This is a genomic window from Achromobacter sp. (assembly GCF_032113835.1).
Taxonomy (GTDB): domain Bacteria; phylum Pseudomonadota; class Gammaproteobacteria; order Burkholderiales; family Burkholderiaceae_B; genus Achromobacter.
Genome location: NZ_DAMCTG010000062.1, coordinates 21,904 through 32,116 on the forward strand (window position 1 = coordinate 21,904; position 10,213 = coordinate 32,116).

Annotated in this window: 10 protein-coding genes; all 10 read right to left on the minus strand. The window is 64.3% G+C overall.

From position 1 onward, the window contains the following. Positions 1-441: 441 nt before the first annotated feature. The 10 genes from cheZ to motA all read right to left on the minus strand — a co-directional run bounded on the left by cheZ (position 442) and on the right by motA (position 10,212). Entirely contained in the window at positions 442-1,074 is a 633-nt protein-coding gene (gene cheZ / locus RT697_RS19375) for a protein phosphatase CheZ (protein WP_056570181.1), read from the minus strand. An 8-nt stretch (positions 1,075-1,082) separates the two neighbouring features. Then, on the minus strand, positions 1,083-1,472 hold the full coding sequence (cheY, locus tag RT697_RS19380; RefSeq protein ID WP_056316584.1) for a chemotaxis response regulator CheY: 390 nt from the start codon (positions 1,470-1,472) through the stop codon (positions 1,083-1,085). Positions 1,473-1,523: 51 nt separating this feature from the next. Beyond that, on the minus strand, positions 1,524-2,582 hold the full coding sequence (locus tag RT697_RS19385) for a chemotaxis response regulator protein-glutamate methylesterase (protein ID WP_313701108.1): 1,059 nt from the start codon (positions 2,580-2,582) through the stop codon (positions 1,524-1,526). A gap of 22 nt (positions 2,583-2,604) precedes the next feature. Continuing rightward, positions 2,605-3,459 carry a CheR family methyltransferase gene (locus tag RT697_RS19390; RefSeq protein WP_313701109.1) on the minus strand — a complete coding sequence of 285 codons (855 nt, stop codon included), beginning with the start codon at positions 3,457-3,459 and terminating at the stop codon, positions 2,605-2,607. 8 nt (positions 3,460-3,467) lie between these two features. Beyond that, positions 3,468-5,171: a methyl-accepting chemotaxis protein gene (locus tag RT697_RS19395; protein ID WP_313701111.1), complete on the minus strand. Its 1,704-nt coding sequence runs from the start codon at positions 5,169-5,171 to the stop codon at positions 3,468-3,470. A gap of 93 nt (positions 5,172-5,264) precedes the next feature. Then, positions 5,265-5,765, minus strand: coding sequence for a chemotaxis protein CheW (gene cheW, locus RT697_RS19400; RefSeq protein WP_129247084.1), 501 nt, complete (start codon positions 5,763-5,765; stop codon positions 5,265-5,267). 17 nt (positions 5,766-5,782) lie between these two features. After that, positions 5,783-7,930, minus strand: a complete 2,148-nt coding sequence (cheA, locus tag RT697_RS19405; protein WP_313701114.1) for a chemotaxis protein CheA — start codon at positions 7,928-7,930, stop codon at positions 5,783-5,785. Between the two features lie 28 nt (positions 7,931-7,958). Then, the gene (locus RT697_RS19410) at positions 7,959-8,339 is read right to left on the minus strand and encodes a response regulator (RefSeq protein ID WP_313701116.1); all 381 of its coding nucleotides are present in this window, start codon (positions 8,337-8,339) and stop codon (positions 7,959-7,961) included. Beyond that, the gene (gene motB / locus RT697_RS19415) at positions 8,336-9,331 is read right to left on the minus strand and encodes a flagellar motor protein MotB (protein WP_313701117.1); all 996 of its coding nucleotides are present in this window, start codon (positions 9,329-9,331) and stop codon (positions 8,336-8,338) included. Before motB ends, RT697_RS19410 begins: the two co-directional genes overlap by 4 nt. 11 nt (positions 9,332-9,342) lie before the next feature. Next, positions 9,343-10,212 (minus strand): flagellar motor stator protein MotA, encoded by an 870-nt coding sequence (motA, locus tag RT697_RS19420; protein ID WP_175138973.1) that lies wholly within the window; start codon positions 10,210-10,212, stop codon positions 9,343-9,345. Between the last annotated feature and the right edge of the window lies 1 nt (position 10,213).

A 10,213-nucleotide genomic window follows, 5' to 3' on the forward strand; every position in this document is an offset into this window, starting at 1 on the left:
AGGGCGAACGCATGCATTTGCGGAGCGGCGTGCTGGAAGGTGTCAGACACCCGCGGGGCATCCCGGCTTGTGAAGCGTGTCTCTTGAGGGTGTCAGACACCTGCGGGGCGTCCCTCGCTTCTCGACGGTGTCAGACACCCGCGGAGCATCCAGGCTTATGAAGTGGGTCTCTTGAGGGTGTCAGACACCTAGGTTGGTGGGTGTCTAACGCCTGGGCATGCCTGGCTGCAGGTGTCTGACACCCCTGAAGCAGCCGGGCACTTGACGACGACGTCGCCCGGGTGTCAGACACCGGATTAGCACGCGGGTGTCAGACACCGGGTTAGCACGCCGGTGTCAGGCACACCCGCGCAAACCTCTCGCAATAGCCGGCGCCTCTGGAGCATGCGGGCGGAAAGACTTTCGTCTCTTCGCCAACGCCGGCCATCGCGAAAGCCGGGCTTAGAAGCCCAGGCTGGCCAGCAGGTCGTCGACCTGGTCCTGGCTGGTGACCACGTCGGTCTTGCCTTGCGGGTTGATCTGCGGACCGTTGAGCAGGCTGTTGGCTTCGTCGCGACGCTCTTGCGGCACGTTGTCCAGCAGCACCTGCAGCAGTTCGCGTTCGATCGCGCCCACCACGTCCATCATGCGCATGATGACCTGGCCCGTCAGGTCCTGGAAATCCTGCGCCATGATGATTTCCATCAGCTTGGACTGCGTCTGCTGCGTCTGCTTGGGCACGTCCGCCAGGAAGGCGCGCGTGTCCTGCACCAGTTCGCGCGCTTCCGGCATCTCCAGCGGCTGGTCATACCATTGCTGCCAGCGGCTATCCAGCGCCTGCGCCGACCGCGACATGTTGTCCTGGATCGGACCCGCCTGCTCGGTGGCATTGAGCACCCGATTGGCGGCCTGCTCGGTCATCTGCGCCACGTACCGCAAGCGGTCGCGCGCGTCGGGGATCGCATTGGCGGCGTCCTTGATCGCCTGGTCCAGGCCCAGTTCGCGCATGCTGTCGCGCAGCATGCGGGTCAGCGACGCGATGCGATGGATAAGGTCGGGCGACTCCGCCGGGTCAACTGTTTCCGTTGAGCTCATCGCACACCTCACCCGCCAATTTTCTCGAAGATCTTGTTCAGCTTTTCCTCCAGCGTTGCCGCGGTGAAAGGCTTGACCACGTAACCGTTGGCGCCGGCCTGGGCTGCGGCAACGATGTTTTCCTTCTTGGCTTCCGCCGTCACCATCAGCACCGGCAGCGAGGCCAGCGACGCGTCGGCGCGGATCTGCTTGAGCATCTCCAGACCGTCCAGGTTGGGCATGTTCCAGTCGGACACCACGAACTGGAAGCCGCCGTTGCGCAGCTTCTCCAGGCCAATGGCGCCGTCTTCGGCCTCATCCACGTTTTCAAAACCCAGCTCTTTGAGCAGGTTGCGGATGATCCGCCGCATGGTGGGGAAGTCATCCACCACCAGAATCTTCAGGCCCTTGTCTACCATCTTTCACTCCAGAAAAAATTTGCTTGAGACCGATCGTGGCGTCAGCCCGCGTTAAACGCGGTGCCCACGGTCGCCCAGGCGAGTCAGAATGCGTTCGCTCATCGCCGACAACGGCACCACTTCACTTGCAGCCCCGATGGCAATGGCCTCGCGGGGCATGCCGAAGACCACGCAGCTTGCTTCGTCCTGCGCGATCGTGTGCGCGCCGGCCCGGTGCATGGCGAGCATGCCGGTGGCGCCATCCTTGCCCATGCCCGTCAGGATCACGCCGATGGCGTTCTTGCCCGCCGCGACGGCCGCGGAGTTGAACAGCACGTCCACGGACGGACGGTGGCGGTTGACCGGTTCGCTGGCTTCCAGCTCGATGATGTAGTTGGCGCCGCTGCGGCCCAGCCGCATGTGCATTTCGCCGCCCGGCGCCAGGTACACGTGGCCCGGCAGCACGCGCTCGCCATGCACGGCCTCGCGCACGGTCACGGCGCACAGCGCGTCCAGGCGCTGCGCGAATGACCGCGTGAAGCCGGCCGGCATGTGCTGCGTGATCAGGATCGCGGGGCTGTCCGGCGGCAGCGGCTGCAGGACTTCGCGGATGGCTTCGGTGCCGCCCGTGGATGCACCCACGATGACCAGCTTTTCCGAGCTGGACAGCGGACGGCGCAGCATGGGCGCCGGCGCGGCCTGCGCCGCATGCGGCGTGGGCGCGCGCAGCTTGGCGCGCGACGCCGCGCGGATCTTGTCGGCGATGAGTTCCGTGTATTCGAGCAGGCCGTCGCGGATGCCCAGCTTGGGCTTGGTCACGAAGTCGATCGCGCCCAGTTCCAGCGCGCGCAGCGTGATTTCGCCGCCGCGCTCGGTCAGCGACGACACCATCACCACCGGCATGGGGCGCAGGCGCATCAGCTTTTCCAGGAAATCCAGCCCGTCCATGCGGGGCATTTCCACGTCCAGCGTCAGCACGTCGGGGTTGTGACGCTTGATCAGGTCGCGCGCGACCAGCGGATCGGGCGCGGTCGCAACCACTTCCATATCCGGCTGGCTATTGATGATTTCGGTCATCAAGCCGCGCACAAGCGCGGAGTCATCCACACACAAAACGCTAATTTTCTTCATCTTGTTTGCTGCCCTGGCCCGGTCAGGCCTTATTTGCGCATTCGTAGACTGTCTGCCCGCGCAGACGGAAATCCCGGCTGATGTACGTGAAGTTCTCGGAGTGACCGGCAAACAGCAGGCCGCCCGGCTTCATGAGGGGAACGAACCGCTCCAGGATCTTGGCCTGCGTCGGCTTGTCGAAATAGATCATGATGTTGCGGCAGAAGATCACGTCGAATTTTTCGGTGATCCCCCACGAGGGCGACAGGAGGTTCAGCGTCTCGTAGCGCACCATGTCGGCGATCTCGGGCCGGACCCGCACGTGCCCTTCGTTCGCGCCGCGTCCTTTCAGGAAGAAGCGGCGCAGGCGGTCGTCTTCCATCTTCGCGACCCGCTCGTTCGGATAGACGCCGGTGCGCGCGCGGTTCAGCACGCTGGTGTCGATGTCCGTGGCCAGCACGGTCGAGCCGGCGGCCCGCGGGCCCAGCGCTTCGGTCAGCGTGATGGCGATCGAATACGGCTCTTCGCCGGTCGAGGCCGCACAACACCACACCGAAACGGGTCCCCCGCGCTTCTTCGCGAAGTCCGCCAGGATCGGAAAGTGATGCGATTCACGAAAGAACGCGGTCAGGTTCGTCGTGAGCGCGTTGATGAAGTCTTCCCACTCCGCGGCGTCGGGCTCGTTTTCCAGGCTGTCCAGATAACTGCCGAAATCCTGCCCGCCCAACGCCCGCAGGCGGCGCGCGAGGCGGCTGTAGACCATTTCACGCTTGTGCGTGCCAAGCGAAATGCCGGCACGCGCGTGGATCATCTTGCGGACGCGGGAAAAGTCCGCGTCCCGGAAATCAAACTGGCGGTCCACCGAAATGGACGGGGCCGTATTCGCCGAAGTTGCCACGCGTATCCTCAGCGTCCCAGAGCAGGCGCATCGGGCGCGTGCAGGCGGGCGTCGTCATAGGTGGCGTGCACCGATGACAGCCGATGCGCCGGCACTTCGATGACCTCGCCCGTATTGATCTTGAACACGGCCACCGCTTCGGCCAGGCGCTGCGCCTGTTCCTGCAGCGAGCCGGCGGCGGCCGCGGCTTGTTCCACCAACGCCGCGTTCTGCTGCGTCACTTCGTCCATCTGCGACACGGCGCGGTTCACCTGGTCGATGCCGCTGGACTGCTCTTCGGACGCTGCCGAAATCTCGCCCATGATGTCCGTCACGCGCTTCACCGAGGCCACGATTTCCTGCATCGTGGAGCCGGCGCGTTCGACCTGCTGCGAACCCGCGCCCACCTTGGTCACGGAGTCCTCGATCAGGCCCTTGATTTCCTTGGCGGCCTGGGCGCTGCGCTGCGCCAGCGAGCGCACTTCGCCCGCCACCACCGCAAAGCCCTTGCCCTGCTCGCCGGCACGCGCGGCTTCCACTGCGGCGTTCAGCGCCAGGATGTTGGTCTGGAACGCAATGCCGTCGATGACGGACACGATTTCCGAGATCTTGCGCGAGCTGGCCGAAATGCCTTCCATGGTGTGCACCACTTCCGACACCGCCGCGCCACCTCGTTCGGCCACGTCCGACGCGCTGGCGGCCAGTTGATTGGCCTGGCGCGCGTTGTCCGCGTTCTGCTTCACGGTGGACGCCAGCTCTTCCATCGAGGCGGCAGTCTCTTCCAGCGAAGCGGCCTGCTGCTCCGTGCGGCTGGACAGGTCCGTGTTGCCGGCCGCGATTTCGTGCGAACCGACATTGATTTCGTCCACGCCGCGGCGCACCGAGGCCACCGTGCGGGTCAGGCTTTCCTGCATGCGCTTGAGCGCCGCGAAAAGCTGGCCGATTTCGTTGGTGTTGCTGGCTTCGACGCGCGCCGTCAGGTCGCCGCCGGCGATGCGGTCGAAATGGTGGCCGGCGTCCTTCAGCGGCTGCAGCACGCGGCGGCGCAGGAAGACGTAGGTCGCAAACACCAGCAGCGCGGCGATGATCCCGCCGGCGCTGACGGCCATCAGCACGAACTGGTAGCGCACCTGCGCCACTTCGAACGCATCCGTCATCTTGCTGGCGCGCCAGAAATCAAAGCCTTCGACGGCGCGCGCAAAGCGGCCTTCCAGCGCGTCCTGCACCTTCTGGATCTGCGTCTGATAGGCCGGCATGTCGGCCTTTTCCAGCGCGGCGACCAGGGGTGCGACGCCCTGCTGCACCAGCGCCGCATAGGAGTCGTCGATCTCCTTGAGCGACTCGGCAGCCTCAGCCGGTCGCGGCAAGGTCTTGTAGAAATCGAATTCGGCCTGACCCTTGTTGAGCGAGGCCTTGGCGCGTTCCAGCAGGCCGGCGGCCTCGCTGGACAGACCTTGCGCCAGCAGGGTCGGCTGGCCGACGCTGCGCACGATGTCCGCGTAGTTCAAGGTCGCGGCACGGGCCAGGTTGTTCAGCGTGTCCTTGTGGCTCAGCACGACGCGACTGACGGCGTCGTTCAATTCCTGCGATTGCTTGATCTCGGCCAGCGTCCCATTGCTGATGCGCAACGACAACACGCCCAGCGCGGCACCAATCACCAACATGAATGAGAAGAACGCCAACACCCACAACAGGCTGCTGCGTATCGTCATGTTCGCGAAAAACTTGCGCATCACAAGAACCATCCATTGACTGCAATCGTTAAAGGAAAGCGCCACATCGCGATCAATATGGCGCCTTTACCCCGCATTCCGGCCAGACTCCGATCAGGAGGCGACCTTCTCCACCAGCGCCATTTCGTCGCTGGTCATCAGTTTTTCAATGTCCACCAGGATCAGCATGCGCTCGTCCACGGTACCCAGGCCCGTCAGGTACTCGGTCGACAGCGTGGCGCCGAACTCGGGAGCCGGACGAACCTGGCCCGAGTTGAGCATCAGCACGTCCGACACGCCGTCCACCACGATGCCGACAACGCGGCGGTCGAGGTTGAGGATGATGACGACGGTCTGCTCGTTGTAGTCGACGCGGCCCAGGTTGAACTTGATGCGCAGGTCGACGATCGGCACGATGATGCCGCGCAGGTTCGTCACGCCCTTGATGAACGGCGGGACGTTCGCGATGCGGGTCACCGTGTCGGCGTCGTAGCCGCGGATTTCCTGCACCTTCAGGATGTCGATCCCGTATTCCTCGTCGCCCAGCGTGAAGACCAGGAATTCGCTGCCGACATCTTCATTGCGCGCGGCTTGCGCTTGCGGTTTGGCTGCCATGATTTTTTAGTGCTCCATCAATTCAGAACGGCTTCGGGCTGCGACCAGCGCTCCCGGTTGGCGCGCGCGAGCGCAAATACGTCGACAATCAGGGCCACGCTGCCATCGCCAAGAATGGTGGCGGCGGAAATGCCCGGGACCTTGCGGTAATTCGATTCCAGATTCTTCACCACGACCTGATGCTGTCCGATCAGGTGATCGACCAGCAGCGCAAAGCGCCGGTCTTCGGCCTGCATGATGACGGCGATCGCCTGCGTGGGATCGGTCTGGGCCTCGCCCACCGAGAACACGCGGTGCATTTCGACCAGCGGCAGGTATTCGCCGCGCACGTGCATGACGCGCTCGTTGCCGGCAACCGAGTAGATCTGGTCGTTGGTGGGCTGCAGCGATTCGGTGACGTGGTTCAGCGGCAGGATGAAGGTTTCTTCACCGACGCGCACCGACATGCCGTCCAGAATGGCCAGGGTCAGCGGCAGCACGATTCGCGTCGTGGTGCCGTGGCCCGGCTCGCACGACAGCTGCACGTGGCCGCCCATGTCCTGGATGTTCCGGCGCACCACGTCCATGCCCACGCCGCGGCCGGAAATGTCCGTGACCTTTTCGGCGGTCGAGAAACCGGGTGCGAAGATCAGCTGCCAGATCTCGTCGTCGGGCGAGTTCTCGTTGACGGCCAGGCCTTGCGCCATGGCCTTCTTCAGAATCTTTTCGCGGCTCAGGCCGCCACCGTCGTCACTGACTTCGATGACGATGTTGCCGCCGTTGTGCTGGGCGGACAGCACCAGTTGGCCAACCGGATCCTTGCCGGCGGCGACACGCTTTTCGGGCGTTTCGATGCCGTGGTCCAGGCTGTTTCGCACCAGGTGGGTCAGCGGGTCGATGATGCGTTCGATCAGGCTCTTGTCCAGCTCGGTCGCGCGGCCATAGGTTTGCAGTTCGATCTGCTTGCCCATCTTGCCGGCAATATCGCGCACCAGACGCGGGAAGCGGCTGAACACGTAATCCATCGGCATCATGCGGATCGACATGACGGCTTCCTGCAGATCGCGCGCATTGCGCTCGAGCTGCTCCATGCCGTTCAGCAGGCGGTCGTGCAGCACCGGATCCAGCGTGGAGGCGGTCTGCGCCAGCATGGCTTGCGTGATGACCAGTTCGCCCACCAGGTTGATGACCTGGTCGACCTTTTCGACGCCGACGCGGATCGAGGTCGATTCCTTGTCTGCGTGGGCGGCGGTGGCAGCGGCCGGACGCGCGGCACGGGCGGCCGGCGCGCCAGCTTCAGCTGCCGCGGCGGGCTCGGCGGCGGGCGCTTCGGGCGCGGCCGGGGCCGCAGCCGGTGCGGCTTGCGCCACAGCGGCGGCAGGCGCCGCTTCGGCCGCCACGGGCGCGGCGTCGCCGCTTGCCGGCGCTGCCTCGCGGGCGATGTTCAGTTGGTCGCCGTCGACGATGAAGCAGCACACCGCCTCGATGTCTTCCGGCGTGCAGGTGCTGTCCACCCAGACGGTCAGCACGCCGTTGGCGCGTTCGCTCGCCTTGACGGTGCCCAGGTTGCCCATCTCTTCAAGCAGGGACTCGGCGTCCTTGTCGGACACCTTGGTGATGCGCACGCGCAGCGGCAGGCCGCCCTGCTCGCCGGCATCCACGGCCGGCGCGGCGGGTTCGGCCGGCGCGACAGGTGCGGGCGCCTGCTGCACGGGTGCGGGCGCCGGGGCGGCAACCGGCGCGGCGGCGGGCGCGGGCGCAGCGGCTGCGGCCGCGGCGGGATCCTTATGCTCCAGCGCAAGCTGCCTCAATACGGCGCAAATACGCTCAAACACGGCATCATCGGGCTCTTCGGAGGCCCGATAGGCATCCAGTTGGCTTTTGAGCACGTCTTTCGTTTCCAAGAAAATATCAATCATGTCCGTGCGCAGCGCCATTTCGCCACGCCGGATCGCGTCCAGAAGGTTCTCAAGCAGATGGGTCGTGCCCGCCAGTTGAGTGAAACAGCCGAACGTCGCCGCACCACCCTTGATCGAATGGGCCGCGCGGAAAATGGCGTTGAGCTGCTCGATGTCGGGCGCGCCCACATCGAGCTCGAGCAACAGCTGCTCCATTTGCGCGAGCAGCTCGTCCGCCTCGTCGAAAAAGGTCTCGTAAAACTGACTGAGGTCCAAACCAGAACTCATGACCCGTACGCCTTTCTAAATGAACCTGCTACGCGCCGGCCTGCTCGTCGAGCAGTTCGGTCGCCAATTCAACCAGCACATCGGGATCCACCGGCTTCGAGAGCCAGCCGCAAACGCCCAGATCCCGGGCTGCCATCTTGCTGTCCACGTCGTCCTCGGTGGTCAGCACCAGCACCGGCACATCCAGGTACCGGTCCTCTTCGCGCAACCCCTGGATCAACTCCAGACCGCCTTTCACCGGCATGTTCCAGTCGCTGACAACCAGATCCACCGGATTGGCCATCGCCACTTCCAGCGCTTCCTGGCCGTTGCAAGCCGTCAACACCTTCCAGCCTGCGCCGGTCAGCGTCGCCTGCACGATCATCCGCATGGTCGTGGAATCATCCGCCACGAGTATCGTTGCCGTCATTGTTGTCGAACCCCTTCAGCGGACGGGGTGTTCTCCGCCTCGCCCTGCTTGGTTGCCGTTGCGGACTGGCTGGCGGCTTGCACCGCCTGCACGGCCGTCCCCACCTCGCGCGCATCTTTGGCGCTCAAATCCGCGGCTGCGGCATTCTCGCTCTCGATGCGCTTCTGGGTGCTTTGATTGAGCACCACCAGGCTGATGCGTCTATTAACGGCTGCATACGGATCATCTTTAACCAGACTCATGCTGGAAGACAGGCCCTGGATGCGCATGACCTTGCTTTCGTTCATGCCGCCGGCCACCAATTCCTGGCGCGAGGCGTTCGCACGGTCGGCCGACAGCTCCCAGTTGCTGTAAGCGCGTTCGCCGCGCGCATACTGCGACGCGTCGGTATGGCCGGAGATGCTGACCCTGTTGGGGAGTTCGTTCAGGACCGGTCCCAGCTCGCGCAGGATGTCGCGCATGTACGGCTGCACTTCGGCGCGGCCGGTCGCGAACATCGGGCGGTTCTGGTTGTCGATGATCTGGATGCGCAGCCCTTCGGTCGTCAGGTCGATAAGGAGCTGCGGCCGGAAGGATTTCAGGACGGGGCTCGTTTCGATGACGTTCTCGAGGCGCCGCTTGAGGTTTTCGAGGCGATGCTGCTCGCGGCGCTCGGCGTCGCCCATGGGCTGGGACTCGACCCGGTTGCCCTGACCGCGGCGGACGTCGCCGTCGCTGCGCAGCGGATCCTGCCCGCCGCCCGGCACCGCGCTGGTTTCGGCCGAACTGCTGGGCCCGCCCGTGATGGCGACGCGCAGCGGCATGCGGAAGTATTCCGCAATCCCCTTCAGCTCTTCCTTCGGCACGATGCTGACCAGCCACATCACCAGGAAGAACGCCATCATTGCCGTAATGAAGTCGGCGTACGCGATTTTCCAGCTGCCCCCGTGGTGTCCACCGCCCTTGCCCTTCTTGCGGCGGATCACCACACGGTGATTATTTACCGTGCTCATGGCCCGCTCCGTCAGGCCTTGCCGGTCGACTTGGTCTGCCGGACGTGCTCTTCCAGCTCACCGAAGGTGGGCCGGACCGCAGAGAACAGCACCTTGCGGCCGAATTCCACCGCAAGCTGCGGCGGATAACCGTTCATGCTGGCCAGCAGCGTCGTCTTGATGCACTCGAGCACCTTCATGGCTTCGTCGGTGCGGCGCTCCACGCGGGAGGCCAGCGGACCCACAAAGCCGTAGGCCAGCAAAATACCCAGGAACGTGCCGACCATCGCCTTGGAGATCAGGTCACCCAGGATGGCGGGCGGCTGGTCCACGGCGGCCAGCGCCTTGATCACGCCGAGCACCGCGGCCACGATACCGAAAGCAGGCAGGCCGTCGGCCATTTGCTGCAGCGCATGCGCCGGAACGTGCCTTTCATGGCGATAGGTCTCGATTTCCTCGTCCATGAGCGTTTCGATTTCGAACGAGCTCATGTTGCCGCTGATCATGATGCGCAGGTAGTCCGTAATGAACTCCATGAGCTTCTCGTCTTTGGCGATACGGGGATATTCGCTGAAGATCGGGCTGGAGCCCGGATCCTCGATATGCGATTCGATGGCCATCAGGCCTTCGCGGCGCGCCTTGTTCAGCAGCACGTACAGGAGCGCCATCAGCTCCATGTAGACGTCCTTGCCGTAACGCGAGCTCTTGAGCGCGTCGGGAAGCGCCTTCTTGACCAGCATCAGCGATTTCTTGCTGTTGCCCGCCAGAAACGCTCCGAACGCCGCGCCGAAGATCAGCGTCAGCTCGAAGGGCTGGTAAAGCGCGCCCAAGTGTCCGCCCAGCCCTACGAAGCTGCCGACGACCGACACGATCACCACAAGAAAACCGATAACAATCAACACA

What these genes read in the sequence shown, in the direction of transcription:
- RT697_RS19385 (WP_313701108.1), bottom strand. Translation starts at nt 2,582, where the DNA reads ATGAAGAAAATTAGCGTTTTGTGTGTGGATGACTCCGCGCTTGTGCGC.
- RT697_RS19395 (WP_313701111.1), bottom strand. Translation starts at nt 5,171, where the DNA reads ATGCGCAAGTTTTTCGCGAACATGACGATACGCAGCAGCCTGTTGTGG.
- cheA (WP_313701114.1), bottom strand. Translation starts at nt 7,930, where the DNA reads ATGAGTTCTGGTTTGGACCTCAGTCAGTTTTACGAGACCTTTTTCGAC.
- motB (WP_313701117.1), bottom strand. Translation starts at nt 9,331, where the DNA reads ATGAGCACGGTAAATAATCACCGTGTGGTGATCCGCCGCAAGAAGGGC.
- RT697_RS19410 (WP_313701116.1), bottom strand. Translation starts at nt 8,339, where the DNA reads ATGACGGCAACGATACTCGTGGCGGATGATTCCACGACCATGCGGATG.
- cheY (WP_056316584.1), bottom strand. Translation starts at nt 1,472, where the DNA reads ATGGTAGACAAGGGCCTGAAGATTCTGGTGGTGGATGACTTCCCCACC.
- cheW (WP_129247084.1), bottom strand. Translation starts at nt 5,765, where the DNA reads ATGGCAGCCAAACCGCAAGCGCAAGCCGCGCGCAATGAAGATGTCGGC.
- cheZ (WP_056570181.1), bottom strand. Translation starts at nt 1,074, where the DNA reads ATGAGCTCAACGGAAACAGTTGACCCGGCGGAGTCGCCCGACCTTATC.